Genomic DNA, 17,713 nt, shown 5'->3' on the forward strand with positions numbered 1-17,713 from the left:
CGTTTACTGCCACAGGTTCCGCGCCTGACCTGTTGTGACCTGTCCGGGTTATTACTCCTCAAACAGTTCCGACTGGTCCTCGTCCACTTCGTCCTCGCGCCCCTCACCCAGCGGGATCGCCCCCGGTGGAGGCCGGTTTTCCAACAATCCCGCAGCCCTTAGTTCCTTGAGACCTGGCAGATCGCGGGCGTTCTCCAGACCAAAATGATCTAGAAACTCGGACGTCACCACAAATGTCACCGGACGACCCGGTGTCATGCGGCGTCGGCCCAGCCTGATCCACTCCATCTCTAGCAATTGATCAATCGTCCCGCGAGAGACTGATACGCCGCGAATTTCCTCAATCTCGGCGCGGGTGCAGGGCTGGTGATAGGCCACGATCGCCAATGTCTCAATCGCGGCGCGGCTGAGTTTGCGAGTCTCAACCGTTTCCTTCTGCATCAGAAAACCCAGATCAGGGGCCGTACGGATCGCCCAGGCCTCCCCCACGCGTACCACGCGCACGCCGCGCCCCTCGTAACGTCTCTGAAGCAATTCAACGGCTTGCGCGGCGTCGCTTCCATGCGGCATCCGCGCCTCAAGGTCGGCAATCGTCACCGGATCGGCGCTGGCAAACAAAACGGCCTCGACCATACGCTCCTGTTCCGCCAGCGGTGGCGCCTCGAACAGGGTGCCGGTTTCTTCTGGGGCGTCAGTCACGTGTCTGGGTCCTCTTGCGCAAATGGATCGGCGCGAATGTCTCGCTCTGCTTGATCTCCATATGTCCTTCTTTCACCAGTTCCAGCGAGGCCGCAAAAGTCGCAGCCGTCGCAGATCTGCGGCGCACCGGGTCAGTATCCCAACCATCGGGCAGATAGGTTTCCATATCGGTCCACGTCCCCGCAAAACCGATCAGCGGGCGCATCCGCTCCAGTGCCTGCTCCATCGTGAACACCGCATCGCGGTCCATCACAAAGGGGCGGAATTCGTCACGGGTGCGGATACGGGCATAACCCTGCATCAGGTCCAGCAGCGTGGCAGAATAAGTCACGGTGCGAATGCGGGTGACGTCCTCGCCCTGCCCGCGTTTGAAAAAATCACGCCCCAGTTGGTCGCGGGCCATCAACCGTGCAGCGACGTCACGCATCGCCTGCAGGCGTTCAAGTTGAAACGCCAGATGCGCGGCCAGCTCTTCACCCGATGGCCCGTCGTCATCCGGGTCTGGCGGTAGCAGTAGACGGGACTTGAGAAAGGCCAGCCACGCCGCCATGACCAGATAATCGGCGGCCAGTTCAATGCGCAGCGCACGCGCCTTTTCAACAAAGGCCAGATATTGCTGCGCCAGCGCAAGAACCGAGATCTTGCGCAAATCCACTTTTTGCGTACGGGACAGGGTCAGCAGAACGTCCAACGGGCCTTCGAAGCCGTCGACATCAACAATCAGCGCTTCGGCCGCAAGACGATCCGCGACCGAGACAGGGTCTTCGCTAAAAAGATTATCGTTCATATACCTGCCCGCCCATTAGGGCAGATAGTTCCGCTTCGGCGGCTTGGATGTCAAGTTCCCGCGGGGGTTTCCGCATCGCCAGCGCCCGTTCTGCGCGGGCTTGTGCCACATCCGACATCTCCCCGGCAGTTTCCAACACAGCGGCACGTTTAGAAAAGCTGCCATTGCAATGAAGGACCACATCACAGCCCGCCTGCAAAGATTGCCGTGTGAGGTCCGTCAACGCCCCACTGAGCGCTTTCATCGAAATATCGTCGGTCATGATCAGCCCGCCAAAGCCGATATTGTCTCGGATCAGGCCCATCATGGCCGCAGAAATGGTGGCTGGCCGGGGATCGATCTGATCGAAGACCAGATGTGCTGTCATCCCCATCGGCAGGTCATTCAAGGCGCGGAACGGCGCGAAATCGCTGTATTCCAACTCTTCCAGTGGCAAATCAACGTGCGGAAGGTCATGGTGACTGTCCAGAGTGGCACGGCCATGGCCGGGAATGTGCTTGAGAACCGGAAGAACACCCCCATCCAGATGACCCTGTGCCACGGCCCTGCCGACCCTGGAAATCTGTTCGGGGTCAAAGGCATAACAGCGGTTTTTCAGAAACGCATGGGTCTCGGGCCGCGCCACATCGACCATGGGGGCACAGTTGCTGTCGATGCCCAGACCAAACAGCTCATCCGCAATCAGGCGGTACCTGAGGTACATGGCGCGTTCCGCTTGATCACCCGCCCTGATCACATGATCCAGCGGCGGCAGCCATTCGCGAGCCAAGGGTGCGCGCAAACGCTGTACGCGCCCACCTTCCTGATCAATGGTAATGGGACAGTTGCGCCCAACGGCCTCGCGGAAATCATCACACAAGGCCCGCACCTGATCGGCGCTTTCAATATTGCGGGAGAACAGGATGAACCCAAACGGGTTCATCTGGTGAAACAGGTCTCTTTCCTCCTGCGTCAGGCGCAGTCCTTCAGCATCTGTGATCGCTGCTCCGAACTTCACCTCACGGCCACCGGGATACAATCAGCGCCTTGCGCGACCAGAGCAGCGCAGAACTGGCGCGAGTCGCTCAGGTCTTCGAACCCCAGAACACGCAAGCGGTAAAAGGTCCGTCCACCACTTGAGGTTTTCTGGATAACTCGTTGTTTTCCCGACAAATAATCACCAAACTGACCATTCAATCGGTCCCACTCGGCCTGTGCCACTTGCGTGCTGTCATAAGCTCCAAGCTGCGCCAGCCGGGTTCCCTTTGCCAACGTATCCGGATCAACATCCACCCCGACCGCGGCTTTCACCGCTGCATTGATGGCGTCTTCGGAATTCTCGCTGGGCGCGACCTGACTGCGGGTGGACCGTGCCGGACGCGTCACAGGGCGCAACGATCGGCGCACACCCGGCAACTCTGCGAAGCTCGGGTCCGGCAAGGCCGCAGCAAAATCTGCCGGGTCAATGGCGGGTTCTTCATCAGAGGTGGTCAGCGATGCCAGTTGCACACCGTCTTCGAACTCTTGCTGCGTTTCTGCTGCCGCACCCGCCAATTCCGCAACCAGCGCATCTACTGCGTTCTGGCGCAAGCGCGCGGCCTCCTGCGTGGTGATCGGTTCTTCGACCACATGCAGCGCAGGGGTCGGCTTCAGTTCTCCGGCGGGCAGATCTTCGTCCGTCAAGGACACCGGGCGCGGCGCAAGGATCAACCGGTCGGCCGGCGCCGCAGCACTGCCTTCGGCGGCGACGGCATTCACGGCAAAGCCCTGATGATCGGCCGGAGTTCCACCCGGATTTTCCGGCTGTACACGCATCGGCCCTTCGGCGGCACGAACAACCGGCACGCCGCTGACATCGCGCATGATCAGTTGATAGCCCCAGACCCCGACACCGGCGACCAGCGCCAAGGATGCAACAGCCCCCAGAAAATTGACCGCCCTGCCCAGACCAAACGAGCCACGCGGCGCGTCATCTTCCTGCATGTCTTCGGGAAAATCATACACATCATCAGAATGCGCTTGATTCGGGTAATGAATCTGCCCGGGGCGTTGATGCCCCGAGTAATCGTAACTCGCCATGTCCGCCTCACTGCCCGTTTCGCGCCTGAAAATAAGGCCCGCGGGTCATTTCTTGCCTACCTCGTACCGGCGGTTCGGGCGATATTCGTTACCGCATCTCCTGCGCCGGAGTAACGCCAAGAATACCCAAGCCCGCTGAAATCACAACAGAAACGGCCCGGGCCAAAGCGATTTTTGACTGGCTTGTGGCAACATCGCCATCCTGGATGAAACGCAGTTGCGTCTCGTCATTGCCCTTGTTCCACAACGCGTGAAAGTCGCCTGCGAGTTCATAGAGATAAAAGGCGACCCTGTGCGGTTCATTGGTTCGGGCCGCAATCTCGACCAGCCGTGGCCATTCTGCCAGCTTCTTCGCAACAACCAGTTCCGAGGCATGATCGTTCTTGCTCAGGTCAGCGCCCTCAAGGGTCGCATCATCAGCCGCAATCCCAGCCTCGGCCGCACGACGCAGCACGCTCATGACACGGGCATGTGCATACTGAACGTAGAACACGGGGTTCTCGCGGCTTTGTTCCAGCACCTTGTCAAAATCGAAATCCAACGGCGCATCGTTCTTGCGAGTCAGCATAACAAACCGCGTCACGTCCGGGCCCACCTGATCGACCACATCGCGCAGAGTGACAAAGTTCCCTGCCCGCTTGGACATCTTGAACGGCTCACCATTCTTCCACAGCTTCACCAGCTGTGTCAGCTTGATATCAAGCGGCACCTTACCGTCGGACAGTGCCGAAACAGCCGCCTTCATCCGTTTGACATAGCCGCCATGGTCGGCGCCAAACACGTCGATCAGTGCGTCAAAACCACGGGTCACCTTGTCATAGTGATAAGCAATATCCGGGGCAAAATAAGTCCAGCTACCATCCGATTTCTTGACAGGGCGGTCGACGTCGTCGCCATGTTCGGTCGATTTGAACAGCGTCTGTTCGCGTGGCTCCCAATCCTCGGGCTTTTTGCCTTTCGGCGGCTCGAGCACGCCTTCGTAAATCAGGCCCTTGTCAGTCAGCGATTGCAATGCGGCCTCAATCCGACCAGTGCCATAGAGAGATTTTTCCGAGAAGAACACATCCATCTCGACGCCCAGCGCTTTCAGGTCAGCGCGGATCAGATCCATCATCGCGTCAGTCGAGAACTCACGCACCTCTTCCAGCCAGTCACTTTCCGGCTTGTCGATCAGGCTGTCGCCGTATTTCTCTTTCAACGCCTCACCGATCGGGATCAGGTAGTCGCCAGGATAAAGACCTTCGGCAATCTCGGGGCTCAGACCATTGGCCTCGCGATAGCGTTCGTAAGCCGAGCGCGCCAGCACATCCACCTGCGCACCGCCGTCGTTGATGTAATACTCACGGGTCACGTCATGGCCGGAATAGGCCAACAGGCTTGCCAGAGCATCCCCGAAAACCGCGCCCCGTGTATGACCCACGTGCAGCGGACCGGTTGGGTTGGCCGAAACATATTCAACGTTGACCTTCTGCCCATGACCCATAGTCGAGCGGCCATAATCGGTGCCCTTCTCCAGCACGGCCGCCAGCACACCTTGCCAGACCGACGGCGCCAACCGCAAATTGAGAAAACCGGGACCCGCCACATCGGCGCTGGTGATCCGGTCATCCGCCGCCAGCTTCCCTGCCAATGCCTCGGCAATGTCGCGCGGTTTCATCCTGGCCGGTTTTGCCAGCACCATCGCCGCGTTTGTCGCCATGTCGCCATGCGCTGCATCGCGCGGCGGTTCGACCGCCACGTTGTCAAAACTCAGCCCCTCGGGCAACGCGCCTTCGGACTGCATCTGCGCCAGCGCGTCCAGTACAAGGCCGCGGATCTCGGAAAACAGGTTCATTTCGGATGTCCTTTTGCTTGCCCGGCGGTTTACCACGCATCACGGCAAGGTCAATGGACGCCTAATGTTTGGACTTGGTTTGCGCCCAATGTCTGCCAATCTCGCCCGGATATCCACTGTCAGAGATTTCAAATACCCTGCGCGCTGTCTGTCGTACGGCTTCTGATCATCGCTTCCCGCCTGCGCAAGGCACCAATCAACCCACAAAAAATGTCGCAAACATGGACCATTACCCGTGTCATTGCGGCCCAGTCAGCCAGTCAGCCGCGCGTGATCCTGCAAAGCGAAACGGTCGGTCATTCCTGCAATATAGTCCGATACGATCCGGGCCAGAGCAGTCTCGTCCGCCGCAGCTTCAATATCTTCGTGCCAGCGTGTGGGCATCTGTTTCGGATCGTTGAGGTAGATCGGGAACAGGTCTTCGACAACCGTTGCAACCTCGGCCCGCACCTTCATGACGCTGGGCGCGCGATACATCCGGGTGAACAGGAACGCCCTGATTTGTTTCAGATCCGCCCAAGTCCCGACCGAGAATTGGATGACAGGATGCCCAAGATGGCGAACCTCTTCGACCGACTGCGCGCCCGAGGCCGCGATCAAGTCGCGCGACGTTGTGATGACGTCCGCCACCATGACCCCAAAAACCCGCCGCAGTGCTTCATGACGCCGCCGATACGGGTCAAGACAGGGGTATTTCGCATCCACATCCGCGTAACACGCCCCCACGATCGGAAGGTGGCGCAGATCATCATCTTCAAACAACCCCGCACGCAACCCATCCAGAAGGTCGTGATTGTTGTAAGCAATGTCATCAGACAAGGCCGCCACCTGCGCCTCGGCACTTGCATGGGTATGAAGTTCAAGATCAAAGCCCTGGTTGCATTCAGCCAGGGCCCAGGGCAGATCGCCAACAACCGGACCGTTATGCTTGGCGATACCCTCCAGACACTCCCAGGTCAGGTTGCATCCGTCAAACCCGGCATAATGCCGCTCCAGCTTGGTTACGATCCGAATGGCCTGAGCATTGTGATCAAACCCCCCGTAAGGCGCCATCAGCGCGTGGAGGGCGTCCTCACCCGTATGACCAAAGGGCGTATGACCCAGGTCGTGCGCCAGCGCAACAGCTTCGGTGAGTTCAGGATTCAGGCCCAACGCCCCTGAAATTGTTCGCGCGACCTGAGCGACTTCGATGGAATGGGTCAGCCGTGTTCGATAACTGTCACCTTCATGCTCGACAAAGACTTGCGTCTTGTGCTTGAGCCGCCGAAACGCACTGGCGTGAATGATCCGGTCGCGATCACGCTGAAAGCATGACCGGAAGCTGCTTTCTTCCTCTGGCACCAGCCGCCCCCTTGCGCGGTCTGGGTCCGAAGCAAAACCCGCTCTGTCCAAAGGCCTTGTCCTTGTCGCCTGTCTTTTGGTTTCATATATTGTAGGACGCTTGGGAAATAAACCTTTGGAGACCGGCATGAATCTGCCCCCATCAGTCACCGAACGCGCCTTTGACCGCCTTGCCGAAATCGGTGCCGCGGAACAGGGGCAAGCCCTGCGTGTCGCAGTGGAGGGCGGTGGATGTTCCGGTTTTCAATATGAAATCGCTCTGGACACGCCAAACACCGACGACCTCATTCTTGAAGGCAAAGGGCAGAAAGTCATCGTCGACCCGGTCTCTCTGCCCTTTCTTGAAAACGCGGTGATAGATTTTACTCAGGAACTTATTGGTGCGCGGTTTGTGATCGACAACCCCAACGCCACCTCTTCCTGTGGCTGCGGCACGTCGTTTTCGATGTAACCGGTGGGGGCTTTGCCCCCACACCCCCAGGATATTTTCAGCCAGATGAAGCAGGGATCCGCTCTCTGACCAAAACGACCAGAGAGCTTCACCTGGCGCGGTCATCGGCGTCCCCGCCTGTACCGCCCTTTCAAGTATCGAAAAAATGGTTAAGGATCCGTTTCTTCATCTGGCTAAAAATATCCCGGAGCGCGAGGCAGAGCCTCGCTAATCCGATCTCCGACTTGCCGCTGGGCCCGTTCTGAGCGATAGGTTGCCACAAGGTTTCGGAGGATCGCGCATGAAAATCGCCACGTACAACATCAATGGCATCAAGGCGCGAACCGAGGCGCTGCCCCGTTGGCTGGACGACGCCCAACCCGACGTTGTTCTTCTTCAGGAAATCAAATCCGTCGACGAGAACTTCCCCCGCGAGATGTTTGAAGATCGCGGGTACAACGTGGAAACACACGGTCAAAAAAGCTTCAATGGTGTTGCGATCCTGTCGAGGCTTCCGCTGGAGGATGTATCACGCGGCCTTCCCGGTGATGACAATGATGAACAGGCGCGGTGGATCGAGGCGACCGTCGTGGGCAAAAAGGCCTTGCGCCTCTGTGGGCTGTATCTGCCCAACGGGAATCCGGCACCCGGACCGAAATACGATTACAAGCTGGCCTGGATGGAACGGCTTTATGAGCGCGCAAAGGGTCTGATGGAATCAGAAGAGATGGCGCTAATGGCGGGTGATTATAACATCATCCCACAGGCCGAGGATGCCAAACGCCCCGATGCCTGGCGGGAAGACGCGTTGTTCCGCCCGGAAAGCCGGGCCGCCTTTCGAAAAATTCTGAACCTTGGCTATACCGAGGCCTTCCGCGCGACAACGCAGGGTCCCGACCACTATTCTTTCTGGGATTATCAGGCTGGCGCGTGGAACCGGAATGACGGAATTCGGATTGATCATTTCCTGTTGACGCCACAAGCGGCCGACCTCATGCGGGATTGCCAGATTGATGCGGCTGTTCGGGGGCACGAAAAGCCATCCGATCACGTTCCCGTCTGGATTGACCTGGATCTTTGAGGCCCTAAGCAGCCGTGACGTCGTGACTGTAGATCCATTCATAGCGTTGGGACAACCGGGCACCAACGACTCTCAGCACACATTGCGCAGCCAATCGGACTGGACCGCGGAGATGAAAGTTCCGTGCGTTTGCCCCGGCCGCCGCGACAACGCGCTGCGCCCTTGGTTTGCGGGTTGTTTCATAGGTTGCCAGCGCGCTGGTGATACCCGATCGTTCGTCAAACGCGCGCGCCAGCACCCAGGCGTCTTCAAGCGCCAGACATGCACCCTGTGCCATGAATGGCAATGTTGGATGGGCCGCGTCCCCTAGCAGAACCAACCGGCCATTCTGCCAGTTTTGCGCGACAGGCCGCAGAAACAATGCCCACAGATGCACATCCGTGACTTTCGACAGAATGTCGCGCACGGGGCCACCGAAATCTGCAAATCGCTTGCGCAGCTCTTCAGGGTCGCCCGTCTGACGCCATCCTTCTTCCCGCCAGTCCGAACGTTCTTCGACCGCGACAATGTTCATCATGCTTTCGTCGCGCAACGGATAGGTCACCACATGCCGCCCAGGCCCCATGGTCAGGGACGCCGAAACCGGGTCGCGACCGGGCTGCCAGGGGATGGTGGCGCGCCACGCCACCTGATGCGTGAACTCCGGCGCCTCTGCCCCGTTCAGAGCCGGGCGGAGCACGCTGCGGCCGCCATCGGCCGCAATGGCGCATTCTGCGCGAATTCGCTCGCCTGACGCCAAGACCACCTCTGCCTCGTTGGGGTGCTTTTGCGCATGCGAAACTTTGGCACCCAACCGGAGGTCCACACCTGCGTCACAGGCCGCATCATGAAGAAGGTTCAGAAGGTCGGCACGGTGGTAGTAGTAGGTCGGACCAGCTGCGGGGCCTGGCAGCCGACTGACCACGCGCCCATTTCGGTAATCGCGCAAGACAGTTCCATGGGATTTCTGCCCGACAGAAAGACCTGTGACGCCAAGTGCATGAAGAACGCGCATCCCGTTCTCGCTGATCTGCAAACCAGCACCGACTTCGGTCAGGGCCGGGGCTTGCTCCAGAAGCGTGACATGCGCCCCACGGTGTTGCAGCGCCAGTGCCGAGGCCAGGCCGCCGATTCCACCGCCGATTACACAGAATTTCAATCCGTCTATCTTCATGACACCCACATAACGCAAAAACGCCGGAGCCACAGGCCCCGGCGTTTGGATTCCTTACACATACCCGGCGATTAATCGTCGCGGTGGACCTTTTCGCGACGCTCGTGGCGCTCTTGCGCTTCAAGTGTCATGGTTGCAATCGGTCGTGCGTCCAGACGTTTCAGCGAGATCGGATCGCCCGTCATTTCGCAATACCCGTATTCGCCATCATCAATCCGGCGCAGGGCCGAGTCGATCTTGGCGACCAGCTTTCGCTGACGATCACGGGTCCGAAGTTCCAGCGCACGGTCTGTTTCTTCGCTGGCGCGGTCCGCGACGTCCGGAATGTTACGGGTGTTGTCTTGCAGCCCTTCGATGGTGTCGCGGCTACCAGCCAGTAACTCTGTCTTCCAATCCAGCAGCTTGCGGCGAAAATACTCAAGCTGACGATCATTCATGAAAGGCTCATCTTCGGCCGGACGGTAATCTTCCGGCAGAAAAACTTCCTGCTTCATATTTGCTCCCTCGGTATGGCCAGTAACGTCGTTCGAGGCTGTTTCAGCTGACATTTGGCTCTCCCTTCTGCGCAGCGTTTAGCCGACGGGCGGTGGAATGTCACTACACAAACGTTGCGCAACAGTGCACCCCCGCGGATTTGTCTAACTATGAGACAAACATCAACAAAACCTTGTATTTCTATGAAATTTGACAGGCTTTTTTGGGGCGAGAGGCACGGCGCCCGGGATTGGTCTATTTCGGAATCAAGCAAAAGGGCTTGGAGTTGCAGCACAATTCCCGCCGGGCGACGCAGGGACGCGGGTTGTAAAAAACCTTGCCGCTCTGTAACCCGGAAACCACAACCTGCCCGTCCAACACAATATACGCACGAGAGGCCCATGACCGCACGTTTCCAAGGTACAGCCGAATATGTCGCCACCGACGATCTGACCATTGCCGTGAACGCCGCTGTCACGCTGGAACGCCCCCTGCTGGTGAAGGGCGAACCCGGTACCGGCAAGACCGAGCTGGCTAGGCAGGTGGCCGGTGCGCTAGGGCTGAGAATGATCGAGTGGAATGTGAAATCCACCACCCGCGCGCAGCAGGGTCTTTATGAATATGATGCCGTCAGCCGCCTGCGTGACAGCCAATTGGGCGAAGAGCGCGTCCATGACGTGTCGAACTATATCCGCAAGGGCAAGCTGTGGCAGGCCTTTGACGCCGACGAAAAGGTTGTTCTGCTGATCGACGAAATCGACAAAGCGGATATCGAGTTCCCCAATGACCTGTTGCAGGAACTCGATAAGATGGAGTTCCACGTCTATGAAACGGGCGAGACGGTCCGGGCCAAGCACCGCCCTATCGTCATCATAACTTCGAACAACGAAAAAGAGCTGCCCGACGCCTTCCTGCGCCGCTGTTTCTTCCACTATATCCGCTTTCCGGATGAGGCGACGATGCGCCGGATCGTCGATGTGCATCACCCCGGCATCAAGGACGCACTTCTGACCGCCGCGCTGACGCAATTCTATGAAATCCGCGAGACGCAAGGGCTCAAGAAAAAACCCTCGACCTCAGAGGTGCTGGACTGGCTGAAGCTGTTGCTGGCCGAAGACCTGACGGCGGAAGACCTCAGGCGTGACGGGGCCAGCGCGCTGCCGAAGCTGCATGGCGCCTTGCTGAAAAATGAACAGGATGTGCATCTGTTCGAACGTCTTGCATTCATGGCACGTGGCAAACGCTAGCCTGCGTGTGAACAATCTGTGATCACGGCTTGCCATTGGGTATCTCGGGTGTCAGCATCGAGATACCTGACGCAACCGCGTTGCAAAGCAGCAGTATTGGGGTCATCACTTGGCGAACGCTCAGACTATCCGGACCCTGCGGGCCGAGGACAAAGATCAGTGGGCCGAAATGTGGCGGGATTATCTGGCGTTTTATGAAACCACCCTGCCTGAAAACGTGTATGAAACGACCTTTTCCAGATTGGTGGGCGACGACCCGCAGGATTTTTCCTGTTTTGTCGCGGAACAGGATGGCGTTTTGGTCGGGCTGACGCATTACCTGTTTCATCGCCACGCTTGGAAAGTGGAAAAGGTCTGTTACCTGCAAGACCTGTTCGCCCGACCTGAAACCCGAGGAACGGGCGTCGGTCACGCCTTGATTCAGGCGGTTTATGAAGAGGCGGATCGCCAGGGCGCCCCATCCGTTTACTGGCTGACGCAAGAGTTCAACCACACGGCACGCCACCTTTATGATCGCATCGGCACCCTGACACCGTTCATCAAGTACGCCCGCCCATGATGCGTTTGGGCGCCCTTTTTCTGGCGCTGGTTATCGCTGGCTGCACGTCTGTCGAGACAATCGAACTCGGGAACGATGTATCATATGTCGAAGTGGCGTTGCCACCAGCCAAGTCTTTTGCGGCACCGCGTCCCTCGCCACCGGCACGGTCCAACACGAACATCGCGGCGGATTTCCTGTCCCTGCATTTCGAACTGGAAAGCGGGGCCGCCCTGCCCGTTTTCACCCGGTTCGAAATGCCGATCACCGTTCGCCTGACCGGATCGCCGACACAAAGTATGCAGCAGGATTTGACCCGCCTGCTGAACCGCCTGAAGCGCGAGGCGGGTATCAACATCCGACAAATCAACGACGGTCAGGCCAATATCACGATCGAAGCGGTCAGTCAGAAGGAAATTCTGCAAATTCTGCCAAACGCGGCCTGTTTCGTGGTGCCAAACGCGTCCAGCCTGGCTGAGTATCAGCGCGACCGCCGCAAGACCAAAAGCAGTTGGGTTGAGCTGCGCCAGCGCGAACGATTGGGGATATTCATCCCCTACGATGTCAGCCCGCAGGAAATGCGCGATTGTCTGCACGAAGAACTGGCGCAAGCCCTTGGTCCGCTGAACGACCTCTATCACCTGCCGGATTCCGTGTTCAACGACGACAATATTCATACGGTTTTGACCGGGTTCGACATGCTGATTCTGCGCGCGGCCTATGCGCCCGAACTGCACACCGGTATGACACGGGATCAGGTCGCCGCCGTCATCCCCGATGTTCTCAGCCGCCTGAATCCACGCGGTGACCGATTAGCCGCGCAACGGCCAACGGATACCCCCCGAGAGTGGATCAACGCGATCCAGAAATCACTGGGACCAGGGCCGGGTTCCCCCCGGCAGATACGCGCCGCGCAAAAGGCAGCCCGCATCGGGCAGCAATTGGGATGGACGGATCACCGCCGCGCCTATCCCCACTACCTGATGGGTCGGATGGAGCAGTTTCGTGACCCGGCGGAAGCCCAGCGGCAGTTCAAGATCGCGCAACAGTTTCTTCGCGCAACGCCCGGAACCGAGGTTCATCAGGCTTATGTCTCAACGCAAACCGCAGCCTTTGCGCTTGCGCAGGATCGCGGGCCAGAGGTCCTGCCCGAACTGGATCAGGCCATCGACGTGATGACCCGCGCGGAAAACGCTTCGCTTCTGGCAACCTTGCTGCTGTTGAAATCCGAGGCCTTGAAACAGGCCGGTCAATTACAAAAGGCACGTGCCGTCAGACTGGACAGCCTTGGATGGGCGCGATACGGGTTCGGTTCTGATTTGGTGGCTCAATCTCTGGCTCAAAACAGTGGCCGACGCCCCGCTGACAGCACGAAAGACGGATGAAACGCATATGTTGCTAGTACTGGGAATGGCGATACTGGGTGCAATCCTGGGTGCTTTGACCGCAAAAAAACGCAATGGAAACGGCGCTGACATGGCACAGTATGCCGCCGGATATGGGATCGCTTTTGCGCTTGTGGGGCTGGTGATCTCGCTGGTTCTGCTTCGCATGGTGGCATGACGCAATGTTCTTGCCCTTTTTCAAAAACCTCCGCAAAGCGGGCATCCCGGTATCACTCCGGGAGTATCTGACTTTTCTGGAAGGCATGAAAAAGGGTCTGGTCACCTATGATGTCGAAGCGTTTTATTACCTTGCCCGGGTGTCGATGGTGAAGGACGAGCGCAATATCGACAAATTCGACCGCGCCTTTGCCGCCAGCTTTGAGGGCTTGGGCGAGATCAGTTTCGATCAGGTGTTGGAAGCTGTCGATATCCCTGCCGATTGGCTCGCCAAGATGGCCGAGAAACACCTGTCGGAGGAGGAAAAAGCCGAGATCGAAGCGCTTGGCGGGTTCGACAAGCTGATGGAAACACTGCGCGAACGGCTCAAGGAACAACAGGGCCGTCATCAGGGCGGCAACAAGTGGATCGGCACCGCAGGAACCTCTCCGTTCGGGGCCTATGGGTACAACCCCGAAGGCGTCCGTATCGGTCAGAAAGAAAGCCGCCACCAGCGTGCGGTCAAGGTCTGGGACAAGCGGGAATTCAAGAACCTCGACGACACGGTTGAACTGGGCACCCGCAACATCAAGGTCGCCCTGAAACGCCTGCGCCGCTGGGCGCGGGAGGGAGCAGCCGAAGAGCTGGATCTGGACGGCACCATCCGTGCCACGGCCGAGCATGGCTATCTGGATGTCAAAACCCGGCCCGAGCGCCACAACGCGGTGAAGGTGCTGTTGTTTCTGGATGTTGGCGGCTCGATGGACCCGCATATCAAGGTGGTTGAAGAGCTGTTTTCCGCTGCAAGAACCGAGTTCAAGCATCTGGAATATTACTACTTTCACAATTGCCTGTATGAGGGTGTCTGGCGGGACAACCGCCGCCGCTGGAACCAACAGACCCCGACCCACGAAGTGCTGCGCACCTATGGGTCCGACTACAAGTGCATATTTGTCGGCGACGCTTCGATGAGCCCCTATGAGATCGCCTATCCCGGCGGTGCCAATGAACATTGGAATCAGGAGGCTGGTCAGGTCTGGCTGCAACGCGCGCGCGAACAGTGGGCGTCAAACCTGTGGATCAACCCGGTGCCCGAGAAATACTGGGAATATACTCACTCCATCGGCATGATCCGCGACATCTTTGAAGATCGCATGGTGCCCATGACACTGGCTGGTCTGGAAAAGGGAATGCGCGAGCTGACGCGGTGACACACGCCATCAGGTATTCCTGCTGATTAATACCTTGACCTCAAGCAGGGTTGAGCTTTCACAGTATCCCGGTTGCCGTTTGAAAACCTGAGGAGCTTACTGTGCATCTGCTGACAATCCTGGATCACCCAAAGCCGAACTCCTTTACGGCCGCCGCTGTCGCGAAACTCAGCGAAGGCGCAAAGGCGGCTGGCCATACTACCGAGATTGCGGATTTGCATGCAGAAGGGTTCGATCCACGCTGGTCAATGGCGGACATAGAAGGCGAAGCAGGCACTGGCGCACCGCAAGACATACTTGCGGAACAAACACGGATTGCGCGCGCCGATGCAATCTGCCTGGCGTTTCCGTTGTTCTGGTGGGGAATGCCTTCGATGATGAAAGGCTGGGTCGACCGCGTGTGGATGTGGGGCTGGGCCTACGATCAGTTGGACAACCCGGAAAAGTCCCTCCAGCGGTCCCGAACTGGACTACTGTTAGTGCCAGCCGGCGCGCGTTCTGACGAAATGGAAGCCAAAGGATATACCGACGCTCTTGAGACACTCTGGACCAAAGGCACGTTCGGGTATTTCGGGTTTTCACCCCGGAAACTCGAGCTGTTGCATGGTGCGACCGGGTCAGCCCTGCGGCGACAGGCGATTTTGGAACGTTGCTATGAAATTGGACTTACGCTTTCGCAACCTGAAAGCGATCCATGAACACGGTTACATCGACAACCTCACTTCGAAATAAGCAGAACAGAGAAAAGCTGTTATTTTCCATTTGCTCTTGGGGTGTTGAAAACCCATATCTAACCCATGCTTCGCCTGACCCCTATCCTGCTGGCCATTGCCTATGGAATTGTGATGTACCGGATTTCCGTCTGGCGCACCCATCGGGAACTGGACGCAAAGTCGACCGAACTTGTTGACCCGGCCCTCAAGCGCATGACCGACCGGCTGGCTGCCGCGCTCGAGATCGAGCGGGTCCCGGTTTATATCTACGAGATCGACCCGGTGAACGGGCTGGCCGCACCGGACGGGCGGATATTCATCACCCGGGGATTTTATCGCAAATTCCGCAACGGCGAGGTTTCGGCTGAGGAAATGGCCAGTGTAATCGCGCATGAGTTGGGCCATGTAGCGCTGGGTCACGCGCGGCGGCGGATGATCGATTTTTCAGGGCAGAATGCGATGCGAACGGCGCTGATCATGGTCCTCAACCGGTTCATCCCTTTTGTCGGGGCAATGATTGCCAATGCATTGACCGCGCTGATCGCCTCGCGCCTGTCGCGGGGGGATGAGTATGAAGCGGATGAATACGCAGCCGCTTTGCTGACAAAAGCCGGTATCGGAATCGGTCCGCAGAAATCACTGTTTCACAAGCTGGAAGAGTTGACACAGCAGCGCGCCGGGGTGGTCCCGGCATGGCTGATGAGCCATCCCAAGACAGATGAACGTGTTGCGGCGCTGGAAAAGCTTGAACAGCGTTGGGCACAGTGGTGATGCCTGTGCTGCGAGAGGCCAGCCTCTCGCGCTCTCCGGGATATTTTTGGCCAGATGAAGCTGGACCCCACTCAGGTGGCGAGTGCCTTGCCCAATCGCGGAAGCCGGGCTTTTTTCATGAGCGCGCGAAGGGTCCATTTTTCGGCTGAGAGGCGATTGGCCTCTGTCAGGACCCGAGTGGCAAGTGTGCTCATGCCTTCTGGATTGGATTGCCAGAAGCCGTACAGCAGGCTGTCGGGGCCTTGCCGGTCAAGCCCTTCATCAGTCAGGATATTTCTGGGAAAATCCTTGGCATTAACCGTGACAATCAGATCAGCGGAAGCAGCTATTCCTGTAGCCAGCACGTGGATATCTGCGGCGTCCGGCAGCCACAGGCGGTTTTGAAGACCCTCGTTCGTTGGACGTTCAGCATCCGGCCAGGCCGCTTGCACCAACGCGATCTCGGCGCGCGCCTGCGCCTCACCCGTCGGGCCTAGCTTGCGGGCGGCGCGGGCCCATTCTTCGAGGATGCGGGCGGACCAGAGCGGGGTGAAATGCCCCAATCGCGCAGCACCCAACAGCATCTCGCGCATGACCGTGGGATAGAGGACACAAGTGTCGAGAACAGCCTTCATAGGCGGTAGAACACCGCTTTGAGGTAGCCGCTTTCCGCCAGTTGCGGCAGTTGCGGATGATCCGGCCCGGCAAATCCGGTGTGGATCAGTTGCGCCTGTCGGCCCGCGCGGCCAATCCCGCGGGAGGAGGCATCGCGGAACCGCCCCAGATCGGCGGCATGAGAACACGAGCACAGCCCCAGATAGCCGCCGGGTTTGACCAGAGGTGCGGCAAGCCGCGCGATACGCTCATAAGCGCGCAATCCCGCATCCAGCGCTTGTTTTGACGGGGCAAAGGCAGGTGGGTCACAGATGACCACGTCAAACGCCGCACCCTCGTCCCCCAATTGGGTCAACACATCGAACGCGTCGCCCTGCCGTATCTGGAACCTGTCGGCAAGGCCCGAAGCCTCGGCGCCTTTGGTGGCCAGTTCCAGCGCGGCAGCAGACCCATCGACGGACAGGGCTTGTCCGGCACCTGCGGCCAGCATCGCCAGGCCAAAGCCGCCGACATGGCTGAACACGTCCAGCACCTGCGCTCCGGGATGTACCAGCCGTGCGGCAAAGGCATGGTTGGGGCGTTGATCGTAAAACAGGCCGGTTTTCTGACCTCCGGTCAGGTCGGCCATATACGTGGCACCATTCATCGGCACAGGCAGGGGTGCGTCGGGTGCGGTGCCGTGCAAAGTCTGGTTCTCATCGTCCAGCCCTTCCAGCCCGCGCGTACGGCCCGAGGCGTTTTTCAGCACCGTCGTCACGCCTGCGACCTTGATCAGCGCGTCGGTGAGCGTATCCAGATGCATCTCTGCCCAGGCCGCGTTGGGCTGGATGACACAGCTATCGCCAAACCTGTCGATGATCACACCGGGAAAGCCATCGGCCTCGGCATGGACCAGACGGTAGAAAGGCGCATCAAACAAGCGTTCACGCAGTGCAAGGGCGCGGCTAAGGCGGGTTTCGAACCAAGTATTGTCCAATTGTGCGGTGGTATCACGATCCAGCACCCTGCACATGATTTTTGATTCAGGGTTGACCGCCACCAGCGCAAGCGCCGCGCGGTTGTCATCCTCGAGAATCGCCAGAGCGCCTGCGGGGATCTTGCGCGTGCGGCGGTCGGTGACAATGTCATTTGCATAGACCCAGGGGAAGCCATGGCGCAGCCCGCGCGCGTTGGCTTTGGGTTTCAGGCGGATACGGGGGCGGTCGGCAGTTTGGGTCATGGCGCCCTCTTAGTCGCGAATG

The 17,713-nt window shown here is 58.7% G+C and carries 19 protein-coding genes; 9 read left to right on the forward strand and 10 right to left on the reverse strand.

Annotated features, from left to right (window positions below; genetic code table 11):
• Positions 1-51: 51 nt before the first annotated feature.
• The 6 genes from scpB to ACR0BZ_RS05895 form a co-directional block, all read right to left on the reverse strand.
• Positions 52-699, reverse strand: coding sequence for an SMC-Scp complex subunit ScpB (gene scpB, locus ACR0BZ_RS05870; protein WP_267363960.1), 648 nt, complete (start codon positions 697-699; stop codon positions 52-54).
• Positions 692-1,486, reverse strand: a complete 795-nt coding sequence (locus ACR0BZ_RS05875) for a segregation and condensation protein A (protein WP_480538046.1) — start codon at positions 1,484-1,486, stop codon at positions 692-694. The genes scpB and ACR0BZ_RS05875 overlap by 8 nt, the downstream gene beginning before the upstream one ends.
• Positions 1,476-2,483: a beta-N-acetylhexosaminidase gene (nagZ, locus tag ACR0BZ_RS05880; protein WP_480919695.1), complete on the reverse strand. Its 1,008-nt coding sequence runs from the start codon at positions 2,481-2,483 to the stop codon at positions 1,476-1,478. Before nagZ ends, ACR0BZ_RS05875 begins: the two co-directional genes overlap by 11 nt.
• Positions 2,480-3,544, reverse strand: a complete 1,065-nt coding sequence (locus ACR0BZ_RS05885; protein WP_480919696.1) for an SPOR domain-containing protein — start codon at positions 3,542-3,544, stop codon at positions 2,480-2,482. Before ACR0BZ_RS05885 ends, nagZ begins: the two co-directional genes overlap by 4 nt.
• 88 nt (positions 3,545-3,632) lie before the next feature.
• Positions 3,633-5,378, reverse strand: coding sequence for an arginine--tRNA ligase (gene argS / locus ACR0BZ_RS05890; RefSeq protein WP_480919697.1), 1,746 nt, complete (start codon positions 5,376-5,378; stop codon positions 3,633-3,635).
• Between the two features lie 252 nt (positions 5,379-5,630).
• Positions 5,631-6,770, reverse strand: coding sequence for a deoxyguanosinetriphosphate triphosphohydrolase (locus ACR0BZ_RS05895; protein ID WP_480919698.1), 1,140 nt, complete (start codon positions 6,768-6,770; stop codon positions 5,631-5,633).
• A gap of 76 nt (positions 6,771-6,846) precedes the next feature.
• On the opposite strand from ACR0BZ_RS05895, the gene ACR0BZ_RS05900 reads away from it, so the two are divergent.
• Both ACR0BZ_RS05900 and xth read left to right on the forward strand, forming a co-directional pair.
• Entirely contained in the window at positions 6,847-7,170 is a 324-nt protein-coding gene (locus ACR0BZ_RS05900; RefSeq protein WP_267363969.1) for a HesB/IscA family protein, read from the forward strand.
• A 280-nt stretch (positions 7,171-7,450) separates the two neighbouring features.
• Positions 7,451-8,230 (forward strand): exodeoxyribonuclease III, encoded by a 780-nt coding sequence (xth, locus tag ACR0BZ_RS05905; protein ID WP_480919699.1) that lies wholly within the window; start codon positions 7,451-7,453, stop codon positions 8,228-8,230.
• Positions 8,231-8,234: 4 nt separating this feature from the next.
• Here xth and ACR0BZ_RS05910 read toward each other — a convergent pair whose 3' ends face one another.
• Together ACR0BZ_RS05910 and dksA are read right to left on the reverse strand one after the other, a co-directional pair.
• Entirely contained in the window at positions 8,235-9,383 is a 1,149-nt protein-coding gene (locus ACR0BZ_RS05910; RefSeq protein ID WP_480919700.1) for an FAD-dependent monooxygenase, read from the reverse strand.
• Between the two features lie 71 nt (positions 9,384-9,454).
• Entirely contained in the window at positions 9,455-9,877 is a 423-nt protein-coding gene (dksA, locus tag ACR0BZ_RS05915; RefSeq protein ID WP_209504868.1) for an RNA polymerase-binding protein DksA, read from the reverse strand.
• Between the two features lie 381 nt (positions 9,878-10,258).
• Here dksA and ACR0BZ_RS05920 point away from each other — a divergent pair, with 381 nt between their 5' ends.
• The 7 genes from ACR0BZ_RS05920 to ACR0BZ_RS05950 all read left to right on the forward strand — a co-directional run bounded on the left by ACR0BZ_RS05920 (position 10,259) and on the right by ACR0BZ_RS05950 (position 15,878).
• Positions 10,259-11,104 (forward strand): AAA family ATPase, encoded by an 846-nt coding sequence (locus ACR0BZ_RS05920; protein WP_480504831.1) that lies wholly within the window; start codon positions 10,259-10,261, stop codon positions 11,102-11,104.
• Between the two features lie 109 nt (positions 11,105-11,213).
• Entirely contained in the window at positions 11,214-11,663 is a 450-nt protein-coding gene (locus ACR0BZ_RS05925) for an N-acetyltransferase family protein (RefSeq protein WP_480919701.1), read from the forward strand.
• The gene (locus ACR0BZ_RS05930; RefSeq protein WP_480553740.1) at positions 11,660-13,027 is read left to right on the forward strand and encodes a DUF2927 domain-containing protein; all 1,368 of its coding nucleotides are present in this window, start codon (positions 11,660-11,662) and stop codon (positions 13,025-13,027) included. The genes ACR0BZ_RS05925 and ACR0BZ_RS05930 overlap by 4 nt, the downstream gene beginning before the upstream one ends.
• 7 nt (positions 13,028-13,034) lie before the next feature.
• The gene (locus ACR0BZ_RS05935) at positions 13,035-13,205 is read left to right on the forward strand and encodes a hypothetical protein (RefSeq protein WP_209503658.1); all 171 of its coding nucleotides are present in this window, start codon (positions 13,035-13,037) and stop codon (positions 13,203-13,205) included.
• 4 nt (positions 13,206-13,209) lie between these two features.
• A complete protein-coding gene (locus ACR0BZ_RS05940) occupies positions 13,210-14,394 on the forward strand; it encodes a vWA domain-containing protein (RefSeq protein ID WP_480919702.1) in 1,185 nt (394 codons plus the stop codon).
• A 101-nt stretch (positions 14,395-14,495) separates the two neighbouring features.
• Positions 14,496-15,092, forward strand: a complete 597-nt coding sequence (locus ACR0BZ_RS05945; protein WP_480919703.1) for an NAD(P)H-dependent oxidoreductase — start codon at positions 14,496-14,498, stop codon at positions 15,090-15,092.
• Between the two features lie 99 nt (positions 15,093-15,191).
• Entirely contained in the window at positions 15,192-15,878 is a 687-nt protein-coding gene (locus ACR0BZ_RS05950) for a M48 family metallopeptidase (protein ID WP_480919704.1), read from the forward strand.
• Positions 15,879-15,949: 71 nt separating this feature from the next.
• Here the strand turns inward: ACR0BZ_RS05950 and ACR0BZ_RS05955 are convergent, their stop codons facing one another.
• Both ACR0BZ_RS05955 and ACR0BZ_RS05960 read right to left on the reverse strand, forming a co-directional pair.
• The gene (locus ACR0BZ_RS05955) at positions 15,950-16,492 is read right to left on the reverse strand and encodes an RSP_2648 family PIN domain-containing protein (protein WP_480919705.1); all 543 of its coding nucleotides are present in this window, start codon (positions 16,490-16,492) and stop codon (positions 15,950-15,952) included.
• Entirely contained in the window at positions 16,489-17,691 is a 1,203-nt protein-coding gene (locus ACR0BZ_RS05960) for an RSP_2647 family RNA methyltransferase (RefSeq protein ID WP_480919706.1), read from the reverse strand. Before ACR0BZ_RS05960 ends, ACR0BZ_RS05955 begins: the two co-directional genes overlap by 4 nt.
• Positions 17,692-17,713 lie beyond the last annotated feature (22 nt).

Source organism: Ruegeria sp. P8 (genome assembly GCF_056534665.1).

Bases quoted from the DNA above. Each gene is read 5' to 3' on its own strand.
- ACR0BZ_RS05940 (WP_480919702.1), top strand. From the start codon at position 13,210: ATGTTCTTGCCCTTTTTCAAAAACCTCCGCAAAGCGGGCATCCCGGTA.
- ACR0BZ_RS05885 (WP_480919696.1), bottom strand. From the start codon at position 3,544: ATGGCGAGTTACGATTACTCGGGGCATCAACGCCCCGGGCAGATTCAT.
- argS (WP_480919697.1), bottom strand. From the start codon at position 5,378: ATGAACCTGTTTTCCGAGATCCGCGGCCTTGTACTGGACGCGCTGGCG.
- ACR0BZ_RS05920 (WP_480504831.1), top strand. From the start codon at position 10,259: ATGACCGCACGTTTCCAAGGTACAGCCGAATATGTCGCCACCGACGAT.
- ACR0BZ_RS05930 (WP_480553740.1), top strand. From the start codon at position 11,660: ATGATGCGTTTGGGCGCCCTTTTTCTGGCGCTGGTTATCGCTGGCTGC.
- dksA (WP_209504868.1), bottom strand. From the start codon at position 9,877: ATGAAGCAGGAAGTTTTTCTGCCGGAAGATTACCGTCCGGCCGAAGAT.
- ACR0BZ_RS05875 (WP_480538046.1), bottom strand. From the start codon at position 1,486: ATGAACGATAATCTTTTTAGCGAAGACCCTGTCTCGGTCGCGGATCGT.
- ACR0BZ_RS05900 (WP_267363969.1), top strand. From the start codon at position 6,847: ATGAATCTGCCCCCATCAGTCACCGAACGCGCCTTTGACCGCCTTGCC.
- xth (WP_480919699.1), top strand. From the start codon at position 7,451: ATGAAAATCGCCACGTACAACATCAATGGCATCAAGGCGCGAACCGAG.
- ACR0BZ_RS05935 (WP_209503658.1), top strand. From the start codon at position 13,035: ATGTTGCTAGTACTGGGAATGGCGATACTGGGTGCAATCCTGGGTGCT.
- ACR0BZ_RS05910 (WP_480919700.1), bottom strand. From the start codon at position 9,383: ATGAAGATAGACGGATTGAAATTCTGTGTAATCGGCGGTGGAATCGGC.
- ACR0BZ_RS05955 (WP_480919705.1), bottom strand. From the start codon at position 16,492: ATGAAGGCTGTTCTCGACACTTGTGTCCTCTATCCCACGGTCATGCGC.
- ACR0BZ_RS05950 (WP_480919704.1), top strand. From the start codon at position 15,192: ATGCTTCGCCTGACCCCTATCCTGCTGGCCATTGCCTATGGAATTGTG.
- ACR0BZ_RS05960 (WP_480919706.1), bottom strand. From the start codon at position 17,691: ATGACCCAAACTGCCGACCGCCCCCGTATCCGCCTGAAACCCAAAGCC.